27 protein-coding genes are annotated in these 26,983 nt (G+C 72.7%); 21 read left to right on the forward strand and 6 right to left on the reverse strand.

The window, feature by feature from the left end; translation table 11 throughout:
* The first annotated feature begins 37 nt into the window (after nt 1-37).
* The 3 genes from ML5_RS17080 (at nt 38) to ML5_RS17090 (ending at nt 3,986) form a co-directional block, all read left to right on the forward strand.
* Entirely contained in the window at nt 38-2,389 is a 2,352-nt protein-coding gene (locus tag ML5_RS17080; protein WP_013475514.1) for a ComEC/Rec2 family competence protein, read from the forward strand.
* A 122-nt stretch (nt 2,390-2,511) separates the two neighbouring features.
* On the forward strand, nt 2,512-3,492 hold the full coding sequence (holA, locus tag ML5_RS17085; protein ID WP_013475515.1) for a DNA polymerase III subunit delta: 981 nt from the start codon (nt 2,512-2,514) through the stop codon (nt 3,490-3,492).
* Nucleotides 3,489-3,986 (forward strand): hypothetical protein, encoded by a 498-nt coding sequence (locus ML5_RS17090; RefSeq protein ID WP_013475516.1) that lies wholly within the window; start codon nt 3,489-3,491, stop codon nt 3,984-3,986. The genes holA and ML5_RS17090 overlap by 4 nt, the downstream gene beginning before the upstream one ends.
* 599 nt (nt 3,987-4,585) lie before the next feature.
* On the opposite strand, the gene rpsT is transcribed toward ML5_RS17090, so the two are convergent.
* Together rpsT and ML5_RS17100 are read right to left on the reverse strand one after the other, a co-directional pair.
* On the reverse strand, nt 4,586-4,852 hold the full coding sequence (rpsT, locus tag ML5_RS17095; protein ID WP_013287988.1) for a 30S ribosomal protein S20: 267 nt from the start codon (nt 4,850-4,852) through the stop codon (nt 4,586-4,588).
* Nucleotides 4,853-5,057: 205 nt separating this feature from the next.
* Nucleotides 5,058-6,062 (reverse strand): aminoglycoside phosphotransferase family protein, encoded by a 1,005-nt coding sequence (locus tag ML5_RS17100; protein WP_083816945.1) that lies wholly within the window; start codon nt 6,060-6,062, stop codon nt 5,058-5,060.
* A 75-nt stretch (nt 6,063-6,137) separates the two neighbouring features.
* On the opposite strand from ML5_RS17100, the gene ML5_RS17105 reads away from it, so the two are divergent.
* The 7 genes from ML5_RS17105 (at nt 6,138) to ML5_RS17135 (ending at nt 13,056) form a co-directional block, all read left to right on the forward strand.
* Complete coding sequence (locus tag ML5_RS17105; RefSeq protein WP_013287986.1) at nt 6,138-6,674, forward strand: DUF4240 domain-containing protein; 537 nt, start codon at nt 6,138-6,140, stop codon at nt 6,672-6,674.
* Between the two features lie 126 nt (nt 6,675-6,800).
* Nucleotides 6,801-8,678, forward strand: coding sequence for a translation elongation factor 4 (lepA, locus tag ML5_RS17110; RefSeq protein ID WP_013287985.1), 1,878 nt, complete (start codon nt 6,801-6,803; stop codon nt 8,676-8,678).
* Between the two features lie 222 nt (nt 8,679-8,900).
* Nucleotides 8,901-9,188: a GlsB/YeaQ/YmgE family stress response membrane protein gene (locus tag ML5_RS17115; RefSeq protein WP_013287984.1), complete on the forward strand. Its 288-nt coding sequence runs from the start codon at nt 8,901-8,903 to the stop codon at nt 9,186-9,188.
* Between the two features lie 254 nt (nt 9,189-9,442).
* Nucleotides 9,443-9,727 carry a GlsB/YeaQ/YmgE family stress response membrane protein gene (locus ML5_RS17120; protein ID WP_013287983.1) on the forward strand — a complete coding sequence of 95 codons (285 nt, stop codon included), beginning with the start codon at nt 9,443-9,445 and terminating at the stop codon, nt 9,725-9,727.
* Nucleotides 9,728-9,950: 223 nt separating this feature from the next.
* Nucleotides 9,951-11,243 carry a sugar ABC transporter substrate-binding protein gene (locus ML5_RS17125; RefSeq protein ID WP_013287982.1) on the forward strand — a complete coding sequence of 431 codons (1,293 nt, stop codon included), beginning with the start codon at nt 9,951-9,953 and terminating at the stop codon, nt 11,241-11,243.
* Nucleotides 11,240-12,226, forward strand: coding sequence for a carbohydrate ABC transporter permease (locus ML5_RS17130; RefSeq protein WP_013287981.1), 987 nt, complete (start codon nt 11,240-11,242; stop codon nt 12,224-12,226). Before ML5_RS17125 ends, ML5_RS17130 begins: the two co-directional genes overlap by 4 nt.
* Entirely contained in the window at nt 12,223-13,056 is an 834-nt protein-coding gene (locus ML5_RS17135) for a carbohydrate ABC transporter permease (RefSeq protein ID WP_013287980.1), read from the forward strand. The genes ML5_RS17130 and ML5_RS17135 overlap by 4 nt, the downstream gene beginning before the upstream one ends.
* Nucleotides 13,057-13,069: 13 nt before the next feature.
* On the opposite strand, the gene ML5_RS17140 is transcribed toward ML5_RS17135, so the two are convergent.
* Together ML5_RS17140 and ML5_RS17145 are read right to left on the reverse strand one after the other, a co-directional pair.
* Nucleotides 13,070-13,930, reverse strand: coding sequence for a hypothetical protein (locus tag ML5_RS17140; RefSeq protein ID WP_030274634.1), 861 nt, complete (start codon nt 13,928-13,930; stop codon nt 13,070-13,072).
* A 111-nt stretch (nt 13,931-14,041) separates the two neighbouring features.
* Nucleotides 14,042-14,827: an enoyl-CoA hydratase-related protein gene (locus ML5_RS17145; protein WP_013287978.1), complete on the reverse strand. Its 786-nt coding sequence runs from the start codon at nt 14,825-14,827 to the stop codon at nt 14,042-14,044.
* Between the two features lie 19 nt (nt 14,828-14,846).
* Between ML5_RS17145 and hemW the strand changes: the two genes are divergently transcribed.
* Complete coding sequence (gene hemW, locus ML5_RS17150) at nt 14,847-16,070, forward strand: radical SAM family heme chaperone HemW (RefSeq protein ID WP_176739779.1); 1,224 nt, start codon at nt 14,847-14,849, stop codon at nt 16,068-16,070.
* Between the two features lie 39 nt (nt 16,071-16,109).
* Here the strand turns inward: hemW and ML5_RS31555 are convergent, their stop codons facing one another.
* Nucleotides 16,110-16,721: a DUF4870 domain-containing protein gene (locus ML5_RS31555; protein ID WP_013475521.1), complete on the reverse strand. Its 612-nt coding sequence runs from the start codon at nt 16,719-16,721 to the stop codon at nt 16,110-16,112.
* 232 nt (nt 16,722-16,953) lie between these two features.
* Here ML5_RS31555 and hrcA point away from each other — a divergent pair, with 232 nt between their 5' ends.
* From hrcA to ML5_RS17170, 3 genes are all read left to right on the forward strand, one after another.
* On the forward strand, nt 16,954-17,976 hold the full coding sequence (gene hrcA / locus ML5_RS17160) for a heat-inducible transcriptional repressor HrcA (RefSeq protein WP_013287975.1): 1,023 nt from the start codon (nt 16,954-16,956) through the stop codon (nt 17,974-17,976).
* Nucleotides 17,977-18,049: 73 nt separating this feature from the next.
* Complete coding sequence (gene dnaJ / locus ML5_RS17165; RefSeq protein ID WP_030274641.1) at nt 18,050-19,195, forward strand: molecular chaperone DnaJ; 1,146 nt, start codon at nt 18,050-18,052, stop codon at nt 19,193-19,195.
* Nucleotide 19,196: 1 nt separating this feature from the next.
* Nucleotides 19,197-19,931, forward strand: a complete 735-nt coding sequence (locus tag ML5_RS17170) for a 16S rRNA (uracil(1498)-N(3))-methyltransferase (protein ID WP_013475522.1) — start codon at nt 19,197-19,199, stop codon at nt 19,929-19,931.
* A gap of 116 nt (nt 19,932-20,047) precedes the next feature.
* On the opposite strand, the gene ML5_RS17175 is transcribed toward ML5_RS17170, so the two are convergent.
* Complete coding sequence (locus ML5_RS17175; protein WP_013475523.1) at nt 20,048-20,809, reverse strand: SDR family NAD(P)-dependent oxidoreductase; 762 nt, start codon at nt 20,807-20,809, stop codon at nt 20,048-20,050.
* Between the two features lie 93 nt (nt 20,810-20,902).
* On the opposite strand from ML5_RS17175, the gene ML5_RS17180 reads away from it, so the two are divergent.
* From ML5_RS17180 to era, 7 genes are all read left to right on the forward strand, one after another.
* The gene (locus ML5_RS17180; protein WP_013475524.1) at nt 20,903-21,247 is read left to right on the forward strand and encodes a histidine triad nucleotide-binding protein; all 345 of its coding nucleotides are present in this window, start codon (nt 20,903-20,905) and stop codon (nt 21,245-21,247) included.
* Entirely contained in the window at nt 21,244-22,620 is a 1,377-nt protein-coding gene (locus ML5_RS17185) for a serine hydrolase (protein WP_013475525.1), read from the forward strand. Before ML5_RS17180 ends, ML5_RS17185 begins: the two co-directional genes overlap by 4 nt.
* Before the next feature lie 134 nt (nt 22,621-22,754).
* The gene (locus ML5_RS17190) at nt 22,755-23,813 is read left to right on the forward strand and encodes a PhoH family protein (RefSeq protein ID WP_041784202.1); all 1,059 of its coding nucleotides are present in this window, start codon (nt 22,755-22,757) and stop codon (nt 23,811-23,813) included.
* Nucleotides 23,814-23,852: 39 nt separating this feature from the next.
* Nucleotides 23,853-24,326, forward strand: a complete 474-nt coding sequence (ybeY, locus tag ML5_RS17195; protein WP_013287968.1) for an rRNA maturation RNase YbeY — start codon at nt 23,853-23,855, stop codon at nt 24,324-24,326.
* Nucleotides 24,302-25,711: a hemolysin family protein gene (locus ML5_RS17200; protein WP_174361814.1), complete on the forward strand. Its 1,410-nt coding sequence runs from the start codon at nt 24,302-24,304 to the stop codon at nt 25,709-25,711. Before ybeY ends, ML5_RS17200 begins: the two co-directional genes overlap by 25 nt.
* A complete protein-coding gene (locus ML5_RS17205; RefSeq protein WP_013287966.1) occupies nt 25,704-26,090 on the forward strand; it encodes a hypothetical protein in 387 nt (128 codons plus the stop codon). The genes ML5_RS17200 and ML5_RS17205 overlap by 8 nt, the downstream gene beginning before the upstream one ends.
* Complete coding sequence (era, locus tag ML5_RS17210) at nt 26,087-26,983, forward strand: GTPase Era (protein WP_013287965.1); 897 nt, start codon at nt 26,087-26,089, stop codon at nt 26,981-26,983. Before ML5_RS17205 ends, era begins: the two co-directional genes overlap by 4 nt.

Raw genomic sequence — 26,983 nt, forward strand, 5'->3', positions numbered from 1 at the left:
CTCCGGCACCACCGACGGTAATGCGCCGGACCGCGACGTGCCCGACCTGCGGCTGGCCGGACTGGCGGTGGCTGCGTGGCTCGCCGCGTTGGCCGGGCTGCACCTGAGTGTCCGGTCGACCGTGGGGGTGGCCGCTGTCGCCGCCGCGCTGGCTCTGCTCACGGGCCTGCACCTGGGCGGCGTGCTGGGCCGGCCGAGCGCGACTGCCCGCCGCTACGGCTGGATCGCGGTCGCCGTACTGCTCGGTGTGCTCTGCGGCGCGGCGGCCACCGGCGCGCGGGTCGCGGTCCGCGACGCCGCCCCGATCCGCGCGCTCGTCACCGACAGTGCCCCGGTCACCGCCGAGCTGGTGCTGCGCGACGATCCCCGCCCGGTACGCGGCGCGCCCGGCCGGCAACCGATGCTGCTGGTCCGTGTGGATCTGATCCGGCTCACCGGACCCGACGGCGTCCGCGTCACCGGCCCCGTACGCGCGCTGGTGCTCGCCACCGACCCGGCCTGGCGTCCACTGCTTCCCGGGCAGCGGGTCACCAGCCGGGGGAGGCTGGCCGCCCCGCGCGGCGGCGACCTGACTGCCGCCGTGCTCTCCACCGCCGACCCGCCCACGCTGCGCGGCGACGCATCGTGGCCGCAACGAGCGGCAGGGGTACTGCGGGCCGGGCTGCAACGGGCCTGCGAGCCGCTGCCCGATGCGCCGGGCGGGCTGCTGCCGGGTCTGGTGGTGGGCGACACCAGCCGGCTGCTGCCGGAGGTGGAGGAGGACTTCCGGGCCACCGGGATGACGCATCTCAACGCGGTGTCCGGCTCCAACGTGGCGATCGTCGTCGGGGCGGTGCTGCTGCTGGCCCGCTGGGCGCGCGCCGGTCCGCGTACCGCCGCCGTGCTCTGCGTCCTCGCGCTCGTCGGGTTCGTCATCCTGGTGCGGCCCTCGCCGAGCGTGGTGCGTGCCGCCGCGATGGGCGCGATCGGGCTCGCCGCGCTCGCCGCCGGGCGGTCCCGGTCGGCGCTGCCTGCGCTCGCCACCGCTGTCACCGGGCTGGTCCTGTACGACCCCGACCTCGCGGGCGACCCGGGTTTCGCGTTGTCGGTCTGCGCCACCGGGGGACTGCTGCTGTTCGCGCCGGGATGGCGGGACGCGTTGCGGCGCCGGGGCGTACCGGCCGGGCTCGCCGAGGCGCTCGCGGTGCCTGCCGCCGCGCAACTGGCCTGCGGCCCGGTGATCGCTGGACTGTCCGCGACGGTGAGCCTGGTGGCGGTACCGGCGAACCTGCTCGCGGTGCCGGCCGTCGCGCCGGCCACCGTACTCGGCGTGCTGGCGGCGGTGCTGTCGCCGCTGTGGCCGGGCGGCGCGGAGTTCCTCGCCTGGCTGGCGAGCTGGCCGGCGCGCTGGCTGGTGGCGGTGGCCGCGTACGGCGCGGACCTGCCGGCCGGGAACCTACCGTGGGCGGGTGGGGTGGCAGGGGCCCTGCTGCTGGCGGCGGTGAGCGTGGCGCTGCTGCTCGCCTTCCGGCGACGCCGGGCGCGGCGGCTGATCGCTGTCGTCGTGGTGGCGGTGGTGCTTGGCGCGGTACCGGTGCGGCTGCTCGCCTCGGGCTGGCCGCCGCGCGGCTGGGTGGTGGTGGCGTGCGCGGTGGGGCAGGGGGACGCGGTGGTGCTGCCGGTCGCCGCCGGCCGGGCCGTGGTGGTGGACGCCGGCCCGGAGCCGTCCGGCGTGGACGCCTGCCTGCGCCGCCTGCGCGTACGCGAGGTGCCGTTGCTGGTGGTCAGCCACTTCCACGTCGACCACGTCGGCGGCGTGGCCGGGGTGTTCCGGGGCCGGCGGGTGGGCGCGGTGGTGGGTCCGTCCTGGTCCGAGCCCCCCTACGGCGCCGCCCAGGTACGCGAGGCAGCCCGCCGGGCCGGTACGTCGCTCGCTGCGGTGCAGGCGGGCTGGCGGTGGCGGGCGGGCGCGGTGGACCTGGTCGCGGTCGGGCCGCCGTACCCGCTGCGGGGCAGCCGGTCGGATCCGAACAACAACTCGCTGGTGCTGGCCGCCACTGTGGGCGGGGTACGGATCCTGCTCACCGGTGACGCCGAGACGGAGGAGCAGCGGGCGATGCTGGAGACCACACAGGCCGCCGCGATCCGCGCCGACGTGCTGAAGGTCGCCCACCACGGGTCGGCGTACCAAGCGCCGGAGTTCCTGGCCGCGGTACGCCCGGCGGTGGCTCTCGTGTGCGTGGGCGTCGACAACGACTACGGGCACCCCAACGCCGGGCTGCTGGACCGGCTGACCCGGGGCGGTGCGCGGGTGCTGCGTACCGACACCGACGGGGACGTGGCGGCGGTCCGGACGGGCACCCGCCTCGCGGTGGTGAGGCGCGGCGCCGAGTCGGGAGCGCCACGCTGAACCAGGGGATCTTGTTGCGGTAGATGAGGAATCGAGTCAAATGTCTGGATTTGCGCTGTGTGCGGGCTGCGCCGTCACAGTCCCCGATGAGCAGGCCCGGCCGGGTCGGAGGGCGTGCGAGTATGGGCGACGTGACCCCCGCCGACCTGCCTCCTATTGTGCTCGTCCTCGGCGACGAGGAGCTGCTCGCCACGCGAGCGGTCACCGAAGCCGTCGCCCGGGCCCGCGAGGTCGACCCCGACGTGGACGTGCGGGAATACCAGGCCGGGACGCTCACCGTCGGCGAGATCGCCGAGATGCTCAGCCCGTCGCTGTTCGGCGGTCGCCGGGTGCTCGTGCTCCGCTCCGGCCAGGACGCCCGCAAGGACCTGTCCACCGCGCTGCTGGCGTACGCGAAGAATCCCGACCCGGACGTCCAGCTCGTGGTGCTGCACCTGGGCGGGGCCAAGGGCAAGGCGTTCGCCGACGGTCTGCGGGCGGCGGGCGCCACTGTGGTGCCGGCGGTGAAGCTCAAGGGTGACCGCGAGCGGGCCGCCTTCGTGCGGGACGAGATCCGCCGCATCGGCGGCAAGTGCACGCCCGACGCGGCCGACGCCCTGGTCGCGGCCGTCGGGAACGACATGCGTGAGCTGGCCGCCGCCTGCTCGCAGCTGGTCGCCGACACCGACGGGCGGATCGGCGCTGACACTGTCGCCCGCTACTACCGGGGACGGGCCGAGGTGACAGGCTTCACCGTCGCCGACGCGACGATGGTCGGTGACGTGCCGGGCGCGCTGGAGGCGCTGCGGTGGGCGCTGCACGTCGGCGTGGACCCGGTGCCGATCGCCGATGCGCTGGCCGACGGCGTACGGACCGTCGCCCGGGTCGCCGCCGCCGGCCGAAGCAGCGCGTTCCAGCTGGCCAAGACGCTCGGCATGCCGGCCTGGAAGATCGAGAAGGCCCAGGTGCGCGCCCGGGGCTGGACGCCGGAGGGCCTGGTCGAGGCGATGCGGGTGGCAGCCGAGTGCAACGCGGCGGTCAAGGGTGGCGCCGACGACCGGGCGTACGCGCTGGAGCGGGCCGTGTTCTCGGTGGCCGCGGCCCGGCAGGGCGGCGCCCGGTGACCCGAGCGTGGTCGACGGTGGCCACGGACGAGGAGCGATACCGTCCGCTCTACGCCCGGGTGCTGGGACTGCGCTTCGTCAACCCGGGTGGGGTGCTCTGCTTCCTCTTCTTCGAGGGCGCGGTGGCGCTGGCCGTGCTGCTCGCGCTCGCCGAACTGGTGAGCTGGTGGGCGGTGCTGGTGCTGCCGATCGCGGTGGCGGCGATGGTCAAGCTCAACGACGTGGTGGCCGAGATGGTCGTCCGCACCGCCGCGCAGGTGCCCGAGCAGGAACGGGACCGCTTCCGCCGCCAGATGGAGCCGGTGGTCGGGCGAGCCCGGGTGCCCACGAGCGCCCGCGCACTCCCGGGCGGCGCGACGAGCGTCGGGTCGCTGCCGCGCGGCGCGGTGCCGCCGAGCGCCCGCGCGTGGCCGGGCGGCGCGACCACAGACTCCCGGGGCGTCCGCTACCACCACCCGCAACGCGCGACATTCGACCACCCGAACGAGCAGTAGCGGCCCCCCGCGCTGCGCGCTCCCGACGCCCCGCGCTCCCGACGCCCCGCGCTCCCGACGCCCCGCGCTCCCGACGCCCCGCGTTGCGCCCTCCGGAGGACGCCCGGCGCTGCGCCTCCCGGCACCGCGCCCCGCGCTGGGTCTCCCGACACCGCGCCCCGCGCTCTCCCGGATGCCTCGCGTCGCGCCTTGCCCCGCAGGGTGCAGCTTTCGCACCTCGTCGCCCGACACCGCGCACCGCGCCCTCCGGACGCCCCGTGCTGTCCCGCCGGAGCGACCGACCGCCGAAGACACCGCCGGGGCCGGATCACCCCGAGATCTTGGTACGAAACGGCCCCCAGAGGGGCCGAAATCGTCCAAGATCTCCGCGCACCGCGCACCGCGCACCGCGCACCGCGCACCGCGCACCGCGCACCGCGCACCGCGCACCGCGCACCGCGCACCGCGCACCGCGCACCGCGCACCGCGCACCGCGCACCGCGCACCGCGCACCGCGCACCGCGCGGTGCCGCAGCACCGCGCGCTGCGGGAGAGTGCGGACAGGCGGAAGCCCCGTGGGCTCGTGGCCCCGGGGCTTCCGGTGAAATCTGTAGCGCTGGTCAGGCAGAGAACGAGGCGACGCGCTTGGCGATCGCCGACTTCCGGTTGGCCGCCTGGTTCGAGTGGATGACACCCTTGCTGGCAGCCTTGTCCAGCTTGCGGGTGGCCTCACGCATGAGCACGGTGGCCTTCTCGGTGTCGCCCGCCTCGGCAGCCTCGTGGAACTTCCGGATGGCGGTCTTCAGCGACGACTTGACCGACTTGTTACGCAGCCGGCGCTTCTCGTTCTGCCGGTTGCGCTTGATCTGGGACTTGATGTTCGCCACGCGACAGCCTCGTCTTGATAGCTCGGGTTGGTCTGCTTACGCGCACGACGAGCATGCGTCATCGCCGCGCGAAAAGCCACGCTACCAGGTCGGCCCCGGACGAGCCAAAACGCCTCCGCCCAGCCTGGTCGAGCGGCGCGCCACGTCGGGGAGGTGGTGGGGTCAGGGCCCGTGGGATGCCGCCACCTCGCCGAACTGGTGTGGATCAAGGGGTAGCGGTGGGGCGTGTCCAGGACCAGCCCCGGCGCTCGGCCAGCCAGCCGAGCGCCTGCTCCCCGCTCCAGCGCTGGTGGGCGCGCAGGTGCGGGGAGGCGGTGGACGGTCCGGCGGCGGCGCCGGTGAGGAAGTAGCCGGCCAGCGCGGCGAGCGTCACGTCCAGCGCATCAGCGGGCGCACCTGCCGCCGCCGGGTGGCCGGCGAACGCGGCGTCCGCGTCCAGGCCGCCGGCGTACGCGGTGAGCAGCAGCCCGGCCAGGTCGAACCAGGCCGGCCCGTGGCAGAGCCAGGGCCAGTCGCACAGCCACGCCCGCCCGTCGGAGTCGATCAGGAGGTTGTCCACCCGCAGGTCGCCGTGGGCCAGTCCGGGGGCGGCGTCGGCGTACCCGGGCAGGCGCGACTCCAGCGCGACCAGCTCGGCGAGCGGGGTGCCGGCGGCCTGCTCGGGCAGCGGCTCGCGCCGGGCGGCCACCTCGCCCCACCAGAGGATGTCGTCGCGGGCCAGGTCCGCGAGGCGGGGGAGCCGGAGCGCGGCCAGCTCCGCGGGCGGTTCGGCGAGCGCGGCGGCCACCTGGGCGTACGTGGCGAGGGCGGCGTCCAGCTCGGCCGGCGCCCAGGGCAGCCGGGGGGTGTGACCGTCGATCGCGTCGAGCGCGAGTGCGTACCAGCCGGACTCGGTGAGCGCCCAGCGCGGCCGGGGCACCGGCAGGCCGGCCGGGAGCCGGGCCAGGATCGCCGCCTCGTGGGCGTACCAGTCGACCAGGTGCCGCTGCCCGTCGAGTGCCGCCGCCTTGACGAACACGCTCTCCCCGGCAGGGCCGGTCAGCACGGCGGCGAAGCCGCTGGTGAACCCGCCGCCTGCCACCCGGACCGCCGCCGGCGGGCCGCCGATCCGGGCGGCCAGCGCGTCCCGCAGCCCGGCCGGCAGGTCGGCCCAGCCGGGCCGTACGGCTGTCGACCCGTACGGAACGGGCGGTAGGGAGATCGCGCGCACCGCACCATGCTGCCGCACCGCCGCACCGCCGCACGTCGCACCGGCACGTCGGTGGGCTCTGCCAGACTGCCCACCATGAGGACCGACGAGTTCTGGCAGTTGATCGACGAGGCCCGCGCCGGCGCCGGGGGAGAGCCCGACGCGGTCGCCGCCCGGGCGGTCGCGCTGCTGGCCGAGTGCGACCCGGAGGAGATCGTCGGATACGCCCACCACCAGCGGCGGGTGCTCGCCGCCTCCTACAAGGTCGACCTCTGGGGCGCGGCCTACCTGATCAACGGGGGCGCCTCGGACGACGGCTTCGAGTACTTCCGGGGCTGGCTGATGACCCAGGGGCGGGCGGTGTTCGCGCGGGCGGTCGGCGACCCGGACGCGCTGGCCGAGCTGCCGCAGGTCCGGGCCGCCGCGCTCAGCGGCGAGGAGTTCGAGTGCGAGCAGATGCTGGCGGTGCCGTGGGACGCGTACCGGAAGGCCACCGCGTCCGACCTGCCGGCCGAGCGTGACCCGGTCCCGGTGCCCGATCTGAACGACTTCTGGGACTTCGACGACGAGGAGGAGGCCCGCCGCCGCCTGCCGAGGCTGGCCGCGCTGTTTGTCGAGCCACCCGCGGAATAGTCGGGCCACCCCTGGAATAGCGGTGGAGTGAAGGGGGAGCCCGGGCGCGCCCCGGGCGACGTGGGACCATGGAGGGGGCCGGCGACGCGCCGGCCCGCTCACGTCAGCCGACCAGAACGGACCGCTGTGCCACCGACGCTCGATCCCGGCGCGAACGCTCCTGGTGCCACCGACCCGGCGCGCATCCGGAACTTCTGCATCATCGCCCACATCGACCACGGGAAGTCGACCCTGGCCGACCGGATGTTGCAGCTCACCGGTGTGGTCGACCCGCGGCAGATGCGCGCCCAGTACCTGGACCGGATGGACATCGAGCGCGAGCGCGGCATCACCATCAAGAGCCAGGCCGTGCGGATGCCGTGGACGATCCGCGAGGGCGACCGGGCCGGTGAGACCGCCGTGCTCAACATGATCGACACCCCGGGCCACGTGGACTTCACCTACGAGGTGTCCCGTTCGCTCGCCGCCTGCGAGGGCGCGATCCTGCTGGTCGACGCCGCGCAGGGCATCGAGGCGCAGACGCTCGCAAACCTCTATCTGGCGCTCGAGAACGACCTGCACATCATCCCGGTGCTCAACAAGATCGACCTGCCGGCCGCCCAGCCGGAGAAGTACGCCGAGGAGCTGGCCCACCTGATCGGCGGCGACCCGGCGGACTGCATCAGGGTCTCCGGCAAGACCGGCGAGGGCGTGCCCTACCTCCTGGACGAGATCGTCAGGCAGTTCGTGCCGCCGGTGGGCGAGGCCGAGTCGCCGGCCCGCGCGATGATCTTCGACTCGGTGTACGACGTCTACCGGGGCGTGGTCACGTACGTCCGGGTGATCGACGGCCGGATCTCCGCCCGGGACCGGATCAAGATGATGTCCACCGGCGCCGTCCACGAGCTGCTGGAGATCGGCGTCATCTCGCCCGAGATGGTCAAGGCCGACGCGCTCGGTGTCGGCGAGGTGGGCTACCTGATCACCGGCGTGAAGGACGTGCGCCAGTCCCGGGTCGGTGACACGGTCACCATCAACAACAACCCGGCCAAGGAGGCCCTCGGCGGTTACAAGGACCCGAAGCCGATGGTCTACTCGGGGCTCTACCCGATCGACGGCTCGGACTACCCGAACCTGCGTGAGGCGCTGGACAAGCTCAAGCTCAACGACGCCGCGCTGGTCTACGAGCCGGAGACCTCCGGCGCGCTGGGCTTCGGCTTCCGCTGCGGCTTCCTCGGCCTGCTGCACCTGGAGATCATCCGGGAGCGGCTGGAGCGGGAGTTCAACCTCGACCTGATCTCCACCGCGCCGAACGTGGTCTACCGTGCCATCCAGGAGGACGGCGAGGAGATCGTGGTCACCAACCCGAGCGAGTACCCGACCGGCAAGATCGCCGAGGTGTACGAGCCGACGGTGCGGGCCACGGTGCTGACCCCGAACGACTACGTCGGCGCCGTGATGGAGCTGTGCCAGGGTCGCCGGGGCAGCCTGCTCGGCATGGACTACCTCTCCGCCGACCGGGTGGAGCTGCGCTACACGCTGCCGCTGGCCGAGATCATCTTCGACTTCTTCGACCAGCTCAAGAGCCGCACCAAGGGCTACGCCTCGCTCGACTACGAGCCCTCCGGCGAGCAGGCGTCCGACCTGGTGAAGGTCGACATCCTGCTGCACGGCGAGCCGGTCGACGCGTTCAGCGCGATCGTGCACAAGGACAAGGCGTACACGTACGGCACGACGATCGCGGCGAAGCTGCGCACGCTGATCCCGCGCCAGCAGTTCGAGGTGCCGATCCAGGCGGCCATCGGCAGCCGGGTGATCGCCCGGGAGACCATCCGCGCGATCCGCAAGGACGTGCTCGCCAAGTGCTACGGCGGTGACATCAGCCGGAAGCGCAAGCTGCTGGAGAAGCAGAAGGAGGGCAAGAAGCGGATGAAGATGGTGGGCCGGGTGGAGGTCCCTCAGGAGGCGTTCATCGCGGCGCTCTCGTCCGACTCCGGCGACGGCAAGCCCGCCGGCAAGAAGTAGCCGCCAGAGCCCACGAACCGGCCGGCGTCCTCCTCTTCAGGGCGCCGGCCGTTCGCGTACCCAGGAAATTTTCAGCTGCTGGCAGCGCTCCCACCTGCGGGTTCGTCCCGGCCGGGGGAGCGGCGGCCGATGCCGCCGGTTTCGGTTTTCGATGCGTCGGGCACTTAGCGGGCACGACAGCAAACGCACAGAACGTGCGAAATCGCTTTAGGAGGACCGACCGTGGAGTTCACCGTCTGGGGCATCATCACCGCGCTCGTCGTGGGTCTGATCGTCGGCGCGCTGGGCCGGCTGGTCGTGCCGGGCCGGCAGAACATGCCGATGTGGCTGCACATGGTGATCGGTGTCGGCGCGGCGCTGCTGGGCACCGTCCTGGCCCGCGCGCTCGGCATCGCCACGCAGACCGCCGGCATCGACTGGGCCGAGCTGGCCGTGCAGGTCGTGCTCGCCGCCATCGCTGTGGCCCTGGTGGCCGGCGTCGGCCGCCGCCGCAGCGTCTCGCGTTACTGATCGACGCACCACGCGCTCTCGACGGGCGCCCGGCCTCACCGGCCGGGCGCCCGTCGGCGTATTCGGGGCATTGAACCCCGTCGGTGTGCCGGGGCTGCCCGCCGCGCCGGGTTTCGGGGAGAAGCAGCAGGTCAGGGTACGTCTGCACAATTCGTCATCGGAGTCGGTTTGGATTTCCGGGCGGTCGGGAACTTAGCGATCACGACAGTGAACACACAAAAACGTGTGACCGGATCTTAAGGAGGAGGGCGACCATGGAGCTCACCGTTTGGGGCATCATCACCGCGCTGGTCGTTGGTCTGATCGTCGGCGCGCTGGGCCGGCTGGTCGTGCCGGGCCGTCAGAACATGCCGATCTGGCTGCACATGCTGATCGGTGTCGGCGCCGCGCTTCTGGGCACGATCGTGGCCCGGGCCTCCGGCTTCGCCGAGACCGCCGGTATCGACTGGCGCGAGCTGATGCTGCAGGTGCTCTTCGCCGCGATCGGCGTGGCCCTGGTGGCCGGCGTCGGCCGTCGCCGCGGCGTCTCGCGCTACTGACCCCGCACCACGCGCCTCGACGGGCGCCCGGCCTCACCGGCCGGGCGCCCGTCGGCGTATGTGAGCCCTGAACTGCCCGGACGGCATCGATGTCGGCCGGGCCTCCGGCTGCGATACGGTCGCCTGTGCCCTCCGTCACGAACACCCCCTGTTGTAAAGGAAATTTTCCTACTAAGGTGCGGCGGAGAAGGTTAGTGCCAAACGGCCCTGAGGGAGATATGGCGTGAACAGGTGGAAGCGGCTGGCTCCGGTCACCGCCATCGTGGCGTCGGCCGCGTTGGTGCTGACCGCATGCGGTGGCTCCGGCGACGACGACAAGGCCGCCGACAACAGCAAGCTCACTGTGTGGATGATGGGTGAGGGCGGCGACGCCCAGACCAAGTTCCTCGACAGCGTCGAGGCGGAGTTCAAGAAGAAGCACCCCGAGACCGACGTCGTGGTGCAGTACATCCCCTGGCTCGAGGCGCCGAAGAAGTTCCAGGCCGCGCTCGCCGGCGGGGAGGGCCCGGACGTCACCGAGCTGGGCAACACCGAGACCCAGGGCTGGGCCGCGCAGGAGGCCCTGGCCGACGTCTCGGACAAGTTCAACGGCTGGTCCGAGGGCAAGGACATCCTGCCCGACCTGGTCAAGAACGCCCAGCTCGACGGCAAGCAGTACGGCGTGCCGTGGTACGCCGGCGTCCGCGCCGTCTACTACCGCACCGACTGGTTCGCCGAGGCGGGCGTGAAGACGCCGACGAACTGGGACGAGATGGTCGCCGCCGCGAAGGCCGTGCAGGCCAAGAAGCCGGGCACCTACGGCATCGCCCTGCCCGGCAACTCCGAGCTGCCGTTCTACTCCTTCCTCTGGGGTGCCGGCGGGGAGATCGCGACCAAGGAGGGCGACAGCTGGAAGTCCGGCTACAACACCCCCGAGGCGCAGAAGGCGGTCAAGTTCTGGACCGACCTGGTGACAGTGCACAAGGTCGCCCCGCCGGCCGCCGCCGGGTGGAACGAGGTCGACGCCCGTACCCAGTTCGCCACCGGCAAGGCCGCCATGGCGTTCGCCGGTAGCTGGCAGGGCGGCGCGATGAAGAAGGACAACCCCGACATCGAGAAGGTGTGGGGCACGTTCCCGATCCCCGGCCCGGACGGCAAGCCCGCCCCGGCGTTCGCCGGCGGCTCCGACATCGCCATCTGGAAGGACAGCGAGCGGCAGGCGCTGGCCTGGGACTACATGACCGTGCTGCTGAGCAAGCAGAAGGACAAGGAGTTCGCCAGCAGCCTCGGCTTCTTCCCGGTCTACCAGGATCTGGTGAGCAGCGGCGACTACGCCAGTGACAAGGTGATGGCCGCGTTCGCCACCGCCATCCAGAACACCAAGCTGACCCCGCTCACCCCGAAGTGGGTCGAGGTCAGCCGGACCAAGACGGTGACCCAGGCGATGAACAGCTCGGTCATCAAGGGCCAGAAGACGGTCGAGAAGGCCACCGCCGACGCGGCCACCGAGATGGAAAGCATCCTCAACGCCAAGTGACCACGCTGACCGAGGCCACCGGCGAGGCCGCCGCGCGGGAGACCCCCGCGCGGCGGCGCCGTCGCCGGGTGGACCACCTTCCGTACCTGCTCCTCCTGCCCTGCCTGGCGATCATCGCCGTGTTGCTGCTCTGGCCGCTCGGCCAGGTCGTGTGGATGTCCTTCCACAAGCTGGACAGCGTCCGGCAGCTGCGCGGCGACCGCGAGTGGCCGTGGGTCGGCCTGGCCAACTACGCGCAGATCCTCGGCGACCCGTTCTTCCGTACGGTGCTGCGCAACACGGTGCTGTTCGCGCTCGCCAACGTGGCGCTCACGATGATCCTCGGCACGCTGGTCGGGCTGCTGCTCAACCGCCTGGGCAAGAAGATGGCCACGTTCGTGGCGAGCTGCGTGATGCTCGCCTGGGCCACCCCGGCGCTGACCGGCACCATCGTCTGGAAGTGGATCTTCGACGACACGAGCGGCCTGGTCACCTGGCTGTTCAACAAGCTCCCGGACGGGCTCTCGACGGCGCTGTTCGGGCGCAGCGACTGGACCGGGTACGGCTGGTTCAACGACCCGCTGCTGTTCTTCGCCATCCTGACGCTCGTGGTGGTCTGGCACTCGTTCCCGTTCATCGCGGTGAGCGTCCTGGCCGGGCTCAAGAGCGTGCCGACGGAGTTGCAGGAGGCGGCCCGGGTCGACGGCGCCGGGCCGTGGAAGGTCTTCTGGTCGGTGACGTTCCCGGTCCTGCGGCCGGTCTTCGGCATCCTCGTGGTGCTCTCCACGATCTGGGACTTCAAGGTCTTCACCCAGCAGTTCGTGCTGGCCGGCGGCACCCAGGACCGGTCCACGTTCATGCTGTCGATCTACTCGTACGCGGAGGCGTTCTCACCACCGCCCAAGTACGGCCTCGGCTCGGCCATCGCGGTCATCCTCACCGTGATCCTGCTCGTGGTGACCGCCCTGTACGTCCGCATGGTGCTGCGGCAGGAGGACGAATGATGAAGAAGATCGCCCTCAACGGCGCGGGCCTGCTGGTCGCGCTCTTCGCCGCGTTCCCGGTCTACTGGATGGTGGCGACCTCGCTGAAGCCCAACCGGGAGATCTTCTCGTCCACGCCCCGGCCGGTGCCGGCGGAGCCGACGCTGGAGCACTACCGGGAGATCCTCACCGGCAATCTGATCCCGGGCGTCACGTTCGCCGACTTCTTCCTCAACAGCGCCCTCGTCGCGCTGGCGACGGTGCTGCTGAGCGGGCTGGTCGCGCTGCTCGCCGCGACCGCTGTGGCCCGGTTCCGGTTCAAGCTGCGCACCACGTTCCTGATCATGCTGCTGGTGGTGCAGATGATCCCGCTGGAGGCGCTGGTCATCCCGCTGTTCCTGATGATCCAGCGGCTCGGCCTCTACAACACGCTGCCCAGCCTGATCCTCACGTACCTCGGCTTCTCGCTGCCGTTCGCGGTCTGGATGCTGCGCGGCTTCGTCGCCGCGGTGCCGAAGGAACTGGAGGAGGCCGCCGCCATCGACGGCGCCAGCCGGGCACAGACGTTCCGCAAGGTGCTGTTCCCGCTCGTCGCGCCCGGCCTGGTCGCCACCAGCATCTTCTCGTTCATCACCGCGTGGAACGAGCTGATCTTCGCGCTGACCTTCATCAACGACCAGCAGAAGTACACGCTGCCGGTGGCCATGACGTTCTTCTTCGGCCGGGACGACACCGCCTGGGGCTCGGTGATGGCGGCGTCCACCTTGTTCACCCTGCCGGTGATCGTCTTCTTCCTGCTGGTGCAGCGCCGGATGGTCTCCGGCCTCGTCGCGGGAGCCGTGAAGGGCTGACCCGGCGGGCCGGTCAGGCCGCGGCGAACACCTCGGCCCGCACCTCGGTGGCCGGGTCGCCCTTCACCCGGGCCCAGGAGCCCTGCGCGGCGGTCCACTCCAGGTTGCCGAAGCGGACCTTCTTCACGCCGTGATCGTCGGCGTGCGAGACCAGCCAGTGCGCGTACCGCCAGCCGTTGCGGTCGTCGCCCGCCGGCACGGTGAGCGCGGTCAGGTCCGTCGCAGTGGCCAGCCGGGGCAGCCCCCAGTCCAGCGACAGGCTCTCCAGCACGGCGCTGGCGGCAGCCGGCCCGCGCATCGTCGGCGGCGAGCTGACCGTGCAGGCCACCGCGCCGGTCGCGTGGCCGAGCAACGCGCGGGTGAGGACCTCCGACTCGTCCGCCCACTTCTGGTACGCCTCGGGGAACGCCGACCGCTGCACCCGCTGGGCGGCGTCGGTGATCCGCATCCGCTCCCAGCCCTTGACCTTCTTCAGCGCGGCGTAGAACTTGTTCGCCGCGTACCGCGGGTCCTGGATCTCCTCCGGGCTGCCCCAGCCCTGGCTCGGGCGCTGCTGGAACAGGCCGAGCGAGTCGCGGTCGCCGTGGGCGATGTTGCGCAGGTGCGACTCCTGGTAGGCGGTCGCCAGCGCCACCACCACCGCCCGCTCGGGCATCCGGCGCTGCATCCCGATGGCTGCGATGGTGGCCGCGTTCGCCATCTGGTCGGCGCCGAGCACCACCTCGCCGTCGGCCTTCACGGTGCAGGTCCGGCTGGCCAGGGGGAGCCGCAGGTGCTCGCCGAACTGCTTGGTCACGACGTAGACCGCGAGCAGTGCCAGCACGCACACCGCCACCCCAGATGCCACGATCGCCGCTCGCGTCCGCACCCGCACCCCCTGTCCCGACAGTCCGACAAGCGTACGTCCCACCCGCCACGGCGGGTCTCGGCCGACCGGCGGGCCCCACCTCGGCCGCAATGGCTCCCGCGGGGCCCGCCGCGAACCTCAGTCTCCGGCGGGCACCCAGGCGGCGGGACGCTTCTCCCGGAACGCCATGACGCCCTCGCGTCCCTCGTCGGAGAGGAAGTACCCGGTCGACAGGGCGGCCAACTCGGCGATCTCGGCCCGCAGGTCGGGACCGGCGGGCCGGCGCAGCAGCTCCTTCGCCCCGGCCAGCGCCCCCGGGGCGCCCTTCACCAGCGAGGCGCAGTAGCGCTCGACGGCGGCGTCCAGCTCGTCGGCCGGCACCGCCGCGGTGACCAGGCCGATCTCGGCGGCGCGGCGGCCGTCGAACGTGTCGCCGGTCAGGTACAGCTCGGCGGCGGCCCGCTGGCCCAGCCGGGGCAGCACGGTCGCCGAGATCACCGCCGGGATCACGCCGATCCGCACCTCGGTGAACGCGAACGTCGCCTCCTGCGCGCAGACCGCCAGGTCGGCGGCGGCGATCAGGCCCAGCCCGCCGGCCCGGGCCGGCCCGGCGACCTTCGCCACCACCGGCTTCGGGCACTCCCGCACCGCCACCAGCACGTCGCCGAGCATCCCGGCGGGCACCGTGCCGCTGGCGTACGCGGCGGCGGTCTCCTTCAGGTCGGCGCCGGAGCAGAAGACCGGGCCGGTGTGGTCGAGCACGATCGCGCGTACCGCGTCGTCGGCGACCGCGTCGGCCAGCCCGGCCAGCAGCTGGGTCATCAGGGGCGTGGAGAGCGCGTTGCGATTGTGCGGACTGTCCAGGGTGAGGGTGGTCACCCCACGGGCCGTGGCGACTCGCACGAGAGCGTCCGGAGAGGTCATGCCGGGCACACTAGTGGCCATGCCCGGCGTCCTTCCAGAAGGCGAACCCGTCCCGCGCGACGGATCGCTGCCCGCCACCGCCCGTCGCGCCGTCGGCGCGCGCGGCTTCGGCGTGTACGTCCACGTCCCGTTCTGCGCCAGCCGGTGCGGTTACTGCGACTTCAACACGTACACCGCCTCGGAGCTGGGCGGCGGGGCGAGCCGGGAGACGTACGCCGACTCGGTGCTGGCCGAACTGGCGCTGGCCGCCCGGGTGCTGGGCGACTCGCCGCCACCCCGGGTCGACACGGTCTTCGTCGGCGGCGGCACGCCCACCCTGCTGCCCGCCGACGACCTGGCCCGGATCCTCGACGGCATCGACCGCGTCTGGGGGCTGGCCGCCGACGCCGAGGTGACCACCGAGGCCAACCCCGAGTCGGTGAGCCCGGAGTCGCTCAAGACGCTGCGGGCCGCCGGGTACACCCGGATCTCGCTCGGCATGCAGTCCGCCGCGCCGGGGGTGCTCGCGGTGCTGGACCGGCGGCACAGCGCGGGCCGGGCCACCGCCGCCGCGCTGGAGGCGCGCGACGCCGGGTTCGAGCACGTGAACCTGGACCTGATCTACGGCACGCCGGGCGAGACCGCAGACGACTTCGCCGCCTCGCTGGCCCAGGTGGTCGACGCGGGCGTGGACCACGTCAGCGCGTACGCCCTGATCGTGGAGGACGGCACCCGGCTGGCCGGGCGGATGCGCCGCGGCGAGCTGCCGTACCCCTCCGACGACGTGGCGGCGGACCGCTACCTGGCTGCGGAGGCCGCGCTCGGCGAGGCCGGATTCTCCTGGTACGAGGTGTCGAACTGGGCCCGGTCGGCGGCGGCGGCGTGCCGGCACAACCTGCTCTACTGGACCGGCGCCGACTGGTGGGGCCTGGGCCCGGGGGCGCACAGCCACGTCGGCGGCGTGCGGTGGTGGAACGTCAAGCACCCGAGCGCGTACGCGGCCCGGCTGGCCGAGGGCGCCTCGCCCGCGCTGGCCCGGGAGCAGCTCACCCCGGACGAGCAGCACATGGAGGACGTGATGCTGCGGGTGCGGCTCGCCTCCGGGCTGCCGCTGGACGTGCTGGACGAGCCCGGCCGGGCGGGCGCCGAGCGGGCCCGGGACGCCGGGCTGCTCGACGCCGGGGCGTACGCGCGAGGGCTTGTGGTGCTGACGCTGCGCGGCCGGCTGCTGGCCGACGCGGTGGTACGCGACCTGCTGCCGTGACCGGCACCGGCCGGCCGCCCCCTCGGCCGGCCGGCGGTGTCACTTGATGAAGTTGTAGGTCATCGGGTAGCGGTAGAGCACACCCTCGTTGGCCTTGACCCCGCCGATGATTCCGAAGATCAGCGGCACCAGCCAGACCAGCATCGGGACGAAGAACAGGATCCCGCAGGTGATGACCGTGATCACCCAGGCGAGCACGCTGGCGATGGTCCAGGTGATCTGGAAGTTCAGCGCCGCGACCGCGTGGGCGCGGACCGTCGGCGACTGCTGACCGCGGGTCATCATCGCGATCAGCGGGGCGACCCAGCCGAGCAGACCGCCGCCGACGATGACACCCGCGGCGCCACCGAAGTGCGCCACCAGGGCCCACGTCTTCTCGTCGTTGTTGGCGTACGCGGCGGGGCCGTACCCGCCACCGGCGGGGTAGCCGGCGCCGTAGCCGGGCGTGCCGCCCGGCGGAGGGTAACCACCGGGGGGCGGGTAGCCGCCCGGAGGCGGATAGTCACCGGGCGGGGGATACCCGCCGGCGCCCGGCGCCCCGGACAGTGGAGCGGTGGGCGGTTCGCTGCCCGGCGACGAGCCGTAGGGCGCCGACGGGTCGGGCTGGGGGCCGGAGTCCCCTGCCCCTGGAGGGCGAGGAGGTTCTGTCATGGTCGCCACGGTAGGGGCACCGGTCAACTCGCACCAGAGCGACACAGACCGACGATGACCGGCTGTTCGGCCCTGGTGGGCGGCGCTGTGTGGTGGGCCGCACCGCAGGTCCGTCAGGCGATCATCGCGCCGGCGGGGGTGCCGACATAGACTGGCACTCGCTACAGTCGAGTGCCAGCCGCCCGGCGGATGCCGCGTGCCGGCCCGGCCGAGGTGCGTCAGGAGGTGGGGAATGGGTCTCGACGACCGCAAACTCGCCGTGCTGCGCGCGATCGTCGAGGACTACGTCGCCACGCAGGAACCGGTCGGCAGCAAGGCCCTGGTCGAGCGGCACCAGCTCGGCGTCTCGCCGGCCACCGTGCGCAACGACATGGCGGTGCTGGAGGAGGAGGGCTACATCCGGCAGCCGCACACCAGTGCCGGCCGGGTGCCCACCGACCGCGGCTACCGCCTCTTCGTCGACCGGCTGTCCCGGGTCAAGCCGCTCAGCCCGGCCGAGCGCCGGGCGATCGAGCGCTTCCTGGTCGGCGCCGTCGACCTGGACGACGTGGTGCACCGCACGGTCCGGCTGCTCGCCCAGCTCACCCGGCAGGTGGCAGTGGTGCAGTACCCGAGCCTGGCCCGCTCCAAGGTGCGCCACCTGGAGCTGGTGCCGATCTCCACCACCCGGCTCATGGTCGTCATGATCGCCGACACCGGCCGGGTCGAGCAGCGGCTGGTCGAGCTGCCCGCCCCGGTGCCCGCCGACGACGTGACCGACCTGCGCCGGCTGGTGAACGAGAAACTCGTCGGCAGCCAGCTCGCCGAGACGCCGCCGCTGGTGCAGGCGCTCGTCGAGGAGTCCGCGCCGCATCTGCGCCCGGCCATGACCACGCTCTCCACCGTGCTGCTGGAGACGCTCGTGGAACGGCACGAGGAGCGCCTCGCGCTGGCCGGACAGGCCAACCTCACCCGGGGTGGCCTGCTCGACTTCCAGGGCTCGCTGCGGCCCATCCTGGAAGCGCTCGAAGAAGAGGTCGTGCTGCTCAAGCTGATCGGCGAGACGGAGCCGAGCACCACCCGGGTGCTCATCGGCGACGAGAACGAATTCGACAACCTGCGGGCCGCCTCGGTGGTCAGCACCGGCTACGGACCGGGCAGCACGATCGTCGGTGGACTCGGCGTGCTCGGGCCGACCCGGATGGACTACCCCGGCAATATCGCCATGGTGAGGGCCGTGGCACGCTACGTGGGCGAACTGCTGGCCCAGAACTGACCAGTCAGGGCCGACGGCCGGTTCCGGCCGACGACCGGAGCGACGCGAGACGAACATGAGGACACCTAACGCAGTGGCCAGGGACTACTACGGCATTCTCGGCGTGAGCCGGGACGCCTCCGACGACGAGATCAAGCGCGCCTACCGCAAGCTGGCGCGGCAGTTCCACCCGGACGTCAATCCGGACCCGGAGGCCCAGGAGAAGTTCAAGGACATCAACGCCGCGTACGAGGTCCTCTCGGACGACCGGAAGCGGCAGATCGTCGACCTGGGTGGCGACCCGCTCGCCCCGGGCGGCGGCGGCATGGGCGGTCCCGGCGGCCCGGGCGGCGCCGGTCCGTTCGTCGGCTTCCAGGACATCATGGACGCGTTCTTCGGCGGCGCCGCGGGCGGCAGCCGGGGGCCGCGTCCGCGCACCCGCCCCGGTGCGGACGCGATCCTGCGCCTGGAGCTGGACCTCAACGAGACCGCGTTCGGCGTCGAGGCGCCGATCACCGTCGACACCGCCGTGCTCTGCACCACCTGCTCCGGCGCCGGCACCGCCGCCGGCACCCACCTGGCCACCTGCGAGGCGTGCGGCGGCCGGGGCGAGGTGCAGTCGGTGCAGCGGACCTTCCTCGGTCAGGTGGTCTCCGCCCGGCCGTGCACCGTCTGCCAGGGCTACGGCACCACCATCCCGCACCCCTGCCCGACCTGCGCCGGTGACGGCCGGGTGCGCACCCGCCGCTCGCTCACCGTGAAGATCCCGGCCGGGGTCGAGGACGGCATGCGGATCCGCCTGGCCCAGCAGGGTGAGGTCGGCCCGGGTGGCGGCACCGCCGGTGACCTCTACGTCGAGATCCACGAGCGGCCGCACGACGTCTACTCCCGCAAGGGCGACGACCTGCACTGCCGGGTCACCGTGCCGATGACCGCGGCCGCGCTGGGCACCCGGCTGACCATCAAGACGCTGGACAGCGAGGAGACGGTCGACGTCAAGCCCGGCACCCAGCCCGGAAGCACGATGCGGCTGCGCGCCCGGGGCGTACCGCACCTGCGCGGCACCGGCCGGGGTGACCTCTACGTGCACCTGGACGTGCGTACCCCGACCAAGCTCGACGCCGACCAGGAGCGGATGCTGCGCGACTTCGCCAAGACCCGCGGCGAGGAGGTCGCCGAGCTGACCAAGCAGGGCGGCTTCTTCTCCCGGATGCGCGACGCCTTCAACGGGCACGCCTGAGGTGTCCGCCCCGCTGTTCCTGGTCGAGGCGCTGCCCACCGGTGACACGCTGACGCTGGACGGCCCGGAGGGCCACCACGCGGCCACCGTGCAGCGGCTGCGCACCGGCGAGGAACTGGTGCTCGCCGACGGCCGGGGCGGCACCGCCGCCGCGGTGGTCACCGCCGTCGGCCGCGGCACGCTCGACCTGCGGGTCACCAGCCGGGGGTACGCGGACGCGCCGGTACCCCGGCTCGTCGTGGTGCAGGGCATCGCCAAGGGCGACCGGGGTGAACTCGCCGTGCAGGCGATGACCGAGGTCGGCGTGGACGAGATCGTGCCGTGGGCGGCGTCCCGCTCGGTGGCGCAGTGGCGCGGCGACCGGGGCGGACGGGCCCGGCAGAAGTGGGTCGCGACCGCCCGGGAGGCGGCCAAGCAGGCCCGCCGCCCGTGGCTGCCGGTGGTGGCCGGCGCGCCGGACGAGTCCACCGCCTCGGTGGCCCGCCGGATCGCCGGTGCGGCCGGCGCGTTCGTGCTGCACGAGGGTGCCCACGACCGGCTGACCACAGTCGACCTGCCGGCCACCGGCGAGATCGTGCTGGTGGTGGGCCCGGAGGGCGGCATCGCCGACCACGAGCTGGCCGCGTTCGCCGACGCGGGCGCCCGTACGGTCCGCCTGGGCCCGTCGGTCCTGCGCACGTCCACGGCAGGCGTGGCAGCCCTGACAGTCCTGGCCACCCGCCTGACCCACTGGTGAACCCGCGCCCCTTCCGCGCCCCCCTTCCGTGTTGATCTTGCAGTTTCGGCCCGTGTCGCGCCCCTTTTGCGACGCTTTGTCGGGGCCGAAACTGCAAGATCACGGAGGGCGTGGGGTCAGGAGCGGAGGTAGGAGGCGCCGTTCATGTCGATGATGGTGCCTGCGGCCCACTCGGCCTCGGGGCTCGCCAGCCAGTGCACCGCCGCCGCGATCTCCTCCGGCCGGGCCACCCGGTGGAACGGGGACTGGGCGCGTACCGCCTCGCCCCGCTCGCTCTTCAGGTGCTCGTTCGTCATGTCGGTCTCGACGAAGCCGGGCGCCACGCACGCCACAGCGATGCCGTACGGCGCCAGGGCCACCGCCAGCGACTGGGCCATCGCGTTCATCCCGGCCTTGCTGGCCCCGTACGCCGGGTTGGCCGGCTCGCCCCGGAACGCGCCCCGGGACGAGACGTTCACGATCCGGCCCCCGCGTTCGCGCATGTGCTGCGCGGCGCACCAGGCGGCGTTCGCGGCGCCGACCAGGTTGGTGTCGAGCACCTCCCGCCAGCGCGCCCGCCACTGCTCGTAGCTGCTCTCGAAGACCGGGTGCGGGGGATCGGCCGGCCCGAACACCCCGGCGTTGTTCACGAGTACGTCGAGGCCGCCGAGCCGCTGGGCCGCCTCGTCCACCATGGTCCGTACCGCGTCGGCGTCGGCCAGGTCGGCGCGGACCACCACGTGCCCGTCGCCCGGCAACTCGGCGCGCAGCCGCTCGGCCAGCTCGGCCGAGTCCCGGTGGTGGATCGCCACCCGGTCTCCACCTGCGGCGAACGCCCGCGCCACCGCCCGCCCGATGCCCCGCGAGGCCCCCGTCACCAGCACCGCCCGTCCCGACATGGCGGCCATCCTGCCGCACCGGGCCAGACTGTTAAAAAGGGCCCCGTCCCATACCGGAGGCGTTAAGCAGGGGCCCCTCCTTACACTGCTGCGATGGACTGCCTCTTCTGCCGGATCGTCGCCGGGGAGATTCCGGCCACCATCGTCCGCGAGACCGCCACCACCCTGGCCTTCCGGGACATCGACCCGAAGGCGCCCACCCACGTGCTGGTGATCCCGAAGGAGCACTACGCGGACGTGGCCACGCTGGCCCAGGGTGCGCCCGAGCTGGCCGGCGAGGTGCTCCAGACCGCCGCCGTGGTCGCCGAGGAGGAGGGCCTGACCGTGGACGGGTTCCGGCTGATGTTCAACACCGGCCCGTACGGCGGCCAGGAGGTCTTCCACGTGCACGCCCACCTGCTCGGCGGCGCGCCGCTCGGCCCGATGCTCTGCCGATGACCGACGTCTCCGACCGGCTCGGCCGGATGGTGCGCCAGGCGCAGGCCACCGGGCGGATCCCGGCGGTGTCGGCCGCCCTGCACCGGGCCGACCGGCCGCTATGGACCTGCGCCGTGGGCGACACCGGCAACGACACCCCGCTGGGGCCGGAGACGGTGTTCCGGATCGGCTCGGTCACCAAGACCTTCACCGCGGTGCTCGTCATGCAGTGCCGCGACGAGGGCCTGCTCGACCTGGACGACCCGATCGGGCGGCACCTCGACCTGCCCGCGCACGGCGACGCGACAGTACGCCGGCTGCTGTCGCACACCGCCGGCCTGCAACGCGAGCCGCACGGCGACGTGTGGGACAGCCTGCGCGCCCCGGCCGTCGACGAACTGCTGGCCGACCTGGCCCGGGTCGAGCGGGTGCTGCCCACCGGCCGGCGCTTCCACTACTCCAACCTCGGCCTGGCGCTGCTCGGCGAGGCGGTCGCCCGGCTGCGTGGCGGCACCTGGGCCGAGGTGCTGGCCGACCGGGTGCTCACCCCACTCGGGCTGACCGCCACCGGCCCGTACCCGACCGAGCGGGCCGCGACCGGGTTCCTGGTCGACGCGTACTCCGACGAGGCCCACCCGGAACCACCCGCCGACTTCGGCGCGGTGGCCCCCGCCGCGCAGCTCTGGAGCACCGCGACGGACATGGCCCGGTGGGCCGCGTTCCTGGCCGACCCGGCGGCGGTGGACCCGGACGGCGCGGTGCTCGCCGCGACGACTGTCGAGGAGATGCGCTGGCCGCTCACGCCCACCGACGAGTCGGTCTGGTCGGCCGGCTTCGGGCTGGGGCTGATCCTGATCCCGCAGCCGGAGCGGGTGATCCACGTGGGCCACGACGGCGCGATGCCCGGATTCCTCGCCGCTGTCTACGGGCGGCGCGGCGGGCAGGGCACCGCCGGGGCGATGGGCGTCGCGGTGCTCGGCTCGTCCGGCACCGGCGTGGAGGTGTTCGACCTGTCACACCGGCTGCTCGCCGCCGCCGCCGAGCACGACCCGGCGGAGATCGAGCCGTGGCGTCCCGGCCCGCCCGCGCCGGACCACCTGCGTGGCGTGCCGGGCCGCTGGTGGGGTGAGGGCTTCGAGTACGTCTTCTCCTGGCACGACGGGACGCTGCGGGCGCGTGGCGCGGACGATCCGGCCGGGAAGCCGCCGGCGGTGTTCGCGCCGCTGCCGGACCGGCCGGACGTGTTCCGCACGGTCTCCGGCCGCGAGGTGGGGGAGCTGCTGCGGCTGACCCGCGACGAACGGGGCGTGGTGGTCCGGATGCACTGGGCGACCTACCGTTTCACCCGCACCCAGGAGACCTTCGACGGGTACGACTTCCGCGCCGGCGACTGACCGCCGGCCACCGGAAATGGGCGCGGTGCGTACGGTGCCGACCCGATACGATGGAGGTAACCGAACGCCGCGCCGGCAGGGCCCGGCGCCCGAGAAGCGGAGAGCAGGTGGCGCAGGGCCCGACGGCCCGACCTATGACCGGCACCCCACCTCCCGGCACGCCGCGTGTGCAGACCAGGATCACGGTCCCCGACCAGAAGATCATGGTGAACCTGCTCGGCGCGGGCGACGAGATCCTGCGGCTCGTCGAGCGCTCGATCGACAGCGACGTCCACGTCCGCGGCAACGAGATCACCATCACCGGCGCCCCCGCCGAGAACGCCCTCGCCGAGCGTCTCTTCAGTGAGCTGCTCGAACTGATCGAGAAAGGCGAGACCCTGACCACAGACGCGGTACGGCGTACCGTCGGCATGCTCGAACAGGGCGGCGCCGAGCGGCCCGCCGAGGTCCTGACACTCAACATCCTCTCCCGGCGCGGCCGCACCATCCGTCCCAAGACGCTGGGGCAGAAGAAGTACGTCGACGCGATCGACGCCCACACCATCGTCTTCGGCATCGGCCCGGCGGGTACCGGCAAGACGTACCTGGCCATGGCGAAGGCCGTGCAGGCGCTCCAGGCCAAGCAGGTCAACCGGATCATCCTGACCCGGCCGGCGGTCGAGGCGGGGGAGCGGCTGGGCTTCCTGCCCGGCACCCTGAACGAGAAGATCGACCCTTACCTGCGCCCGCTCTACGACGCGCTGCACGACATGCTCGACCCGGAGACCATCCCCAAGCTGATGGCCGCCGGCACGATCGAGGTCGCGCCGCTGGCATACATGAGGGGCCGCACCCTTAACGACGCGTTCATCATCCTGGACGAGGCGCAGAACACCACGCCCGAGCAGATGAAGATGTTCCTCACCCGGCTCGGCTTCGGCTCCAAGATCGTCGTCACCGGTGACGTCACCCAGGTGGACCTTCCCGGCGGGACGACCAGCGGCCTGCGGGTGGTCCGGGAGATCCTGAACAACGTCGAGGACGTGCACTTCGCCCAGCTCTCCAGCTCCGACGTGGTGCGTCACAAGCTGGTGGGCGACATCGTCGACGCGTACGCCCGCTGGGACGCCGAGCGGGAGACCCAGCAGGCGCAGAGCGTGCACGCCGTACCGGGGCGGACCGCCCAGGGCGGCCGGGCCGGCCGGCGCCGCTGACCCACCGGCGGAAGCCGTCACATCATCAGAGGAAGACAGTTGTCCATCGAGATCGCCAACGAGTCGGGTGTCGACGTCGACACCGACGCCGTGCTCGCCGTCGCGCGGCACGCCCTCGACGAGATGGGGGTCAACCCCCTCGCCGAGCTGTCCGTGCTGCTCGTCGACATCGAATACATGTCGGAGCTGAACCACCGCTGGATGGGTGGCGACGGCCCGACCGACGTGCTCGCCTTCCCCATGGACGAGGGCAGCGTCGACCACGGCCCGGGGGAGAGCAACCCGGCCGGCGGCGAGCCCGCCCTGCTCGGCGATATCGTGCTCTGCCCGGAGGTGGCGGCCAAGCAGGCCGCCGTGGCCGGGCACTCGGCCGCCGACGAGCTGCACCTGCTCACCGTGCACGGCGTGCTGCACCTGCTGGGCTACGACCACGCCGAGCCCGAGGAGGAGCGGGAGATGTTCGGTCTCCAGGCCCGGCTGCTGGCCAGCTGGCGGTCGACCCGGTCGCGGTGATGGACACCTTGGCGGCGGTCCGCACCCCCGCCGGTCTGCCTGATCTTCAACTCCTGGTCTTCGCCGCCGGGCTGGTGGTGCTCGCCGGCCTGATCGCGATGACCGAGGCGGCGCTCGCAGCGGTCTCGCCGGCCCGTGCCGCGGAGCTGACCCGGGACGGTGCCCGCGGCGGGCGTGCTCTCCAGGCGGTCGCCGGTGACGTGGTCCGCCATCTGAACCTGCTGCTCCTGCTGCGTCTGCTGGCCGAGCTGACCGCCACCACGCTCGTCGCGCTGGTGGCTGTCGACACGTTCGGCGCGGGCTGGCGGGCGGCGCTGGTGACCGCCGGCGCGATGACAGTGGTGAGCTTCGTCGTGGTCGGTGTCGGCCCGCGGACGATCGGCCGCCAGCACGCGTACGCGGTCGGCCGCGCGGTCGCGCCGCTGGTGCGCTGGCTGGGCCGCGCGCTCAACCCGCTGGCCTCGCTGCTGATCCTGATCGGCAACGCGGTCACCCCCGGCAAGGGCTTCCGTGAGGGGCCGTTCGCGACCCAGGTGGAGCTGCGGGAGCTGGTCGACCTGGCCGAGCAGCGCGGCGTGGTGGAGCACGGCGAGCGTCAGATGATCCACTCGGTCTTCGCGCTCGGCGACACCATCGCCCGCGAGGTGATGGTTCCGCGTACCGAGATGGTGTGGATCGAGGAACGCAAGACGCTCGCGCAGGCGCTGGCGTTGTTCCTGCGCTCCGGGTTCTCCCGCATCCCGGTGATCGGCGAGAACGTCGACGACGTGCTCGGTGTGCTCTACCTCAAGGACCTGATCCGGCGGGTGCAGGGCGACCAGGCCGCCCGGCAGATGCCGGTGGCCGAGCTGATGCGCCCGGCCACGTTCGTGCCGGAGTCCAAGCCGGTGGACGACCTGCTCTCCGAGATGCAGGCGGCCCGCAACCACCTGGTCATCGTGGTCGACGAGTACGGCGGCACCGGCGGGCTGGTCACCATCGAGGACATCCTGGAGGAGATCGTCGGGGAGATCACCGACGAGTACGATGTCGAGCGCCCGCCGGTCGAGCACCTGCCGGACGGGGCCGTGCGGGTGACCGCGCGGCTGCCGGTGGAGAATCTGGGCGAGCTGTTCGACACCGAGCTGCCCACCGACGAGGTGGAGACGGTCGGTGGCCTGCTCGCCCAGGCGCTCGGCCGGGTGCCCATCCCGGGCGCCGAGGCCGAGGTGGCCGGCCTGCGGCTGGTGGCCGAGGGCACGACCGGCCGGCGCAACCGGATAGACACGGTTCTGGTGAGCCGGGTCGACCGGGGTGACGCGCCGGAGGGCACCAACCGAAGCGATCCGCCCGATTCCCGTGGCGACAACAACCGTTCCGAGGAGAGGCAACCCGCCGATGCCTGAGTCACCCGCCGTACCGGCCGCCATGCCCACCCCCGCCGACCCGGCCGAGCTGAGCGCCGAGGACGCCAAGCTGGTCGTCCTGGCCCGGGGGGCGCGGAGCCGGGTGGCGGCCGTGGAGGGCGCCGCGGTCCGCGACCAGGACGGCCGGACGTACGCGGCGGCGAGCGTGGCGCTGCCGTCGCTGACCCTGACCGCGCTCCAGCTCGCTGTCGCCTCGGCGGTGGCGGCGGGCGCGAGCCGGCTGGAGGCCGCTGTGGTGGTGACCGAGGCGTCGACGCTGGACGGGGCCGGGCACGCCGCGGTGCGTGACCTCTCCGCCGACGCGCCGGTCCACGTGGCCGCGCCGGACGGCACCGTCCTCGGCACGGTGGTCGAGTGACCACCCCCGAGGCGCGCCCCTACCGGGCCGGTTTCGCCTGTTTCGTCGGGCGGCCGAACGCCGGCAAGTCGACGCTCACCAACGCGATCGTCGGCACCAAGATCGCGATCACCTCGAACAAGCCGCAGACCACCCGGCACATCATCCGGGCGGTGCTGCACCGGCCGGACTCGCAGCTCGTACTCGTCGACACCCCGGGTCTGCACCGGCCCCGCACGCTGCTCGGCGAGCGCCTCAACGACCTGGTCCGGGAGACCTGGAGCGAGGTCGACGTGATCGGCCTGTGCGTACCGGCGAACGAGCCGGTCGGCCGGGGTGACCGCTTCATCACCGGCGAGCTGGCCAGCCTCAAGGCAACAGTGCTGGCTGTGGTCACCAAGACCGACCTGGTCGACAAGAAGCGGCTGGCCGAGCAGTTGCTCGCGGTGAGCGAGCTGGGCGAGTTCGCCGACGTGGTGCCGGTCAGCGCGGTCTCCGGCCATCAGGTCGACACGCTCGTCGACGTGATGACCGGCTACCTGCCGCCCTCGCCGCAGCTCTATCCGGACGACATGCTCACCGACGACCCGGAGCAGGTGCTCGTGGCGGAGCTGGTCCGCGAGGCGGCGCTGGAGGGCGTACGCGACGAGCTGCCGCACTCCATCGCCGTGGTGGTCGAGGAGATGATCCCGGAGGGCAACCTCACCAAGATCTACGCCGACGTGTACGTGGAGCGTTCGAGCCAGAAGGCCATCGTCATCGGCCATCGGGGCAGCCGCCTCAAGCACGTGGGCACCACCGCCCGGCGGCAGATCGAGGAGCTGCTCGGCACCCGGGTCTACCTCGACCTGCACGTACGGGTGGCGAAGGACTGGCAGCGCGACCCGAAGCAGTTGCGCAAGCTGGGCTTCTGA

This window comes from Micromonospora sp. L5 (genome assembly GCF_000177655.2).
GTDB classification, from domain to species: Bacteria; Actinomycetota; Actinomycetes; order Mycobacteriales; family Micromonosporaceae; genus Micromonospora; species Micromonospora aurantiaca.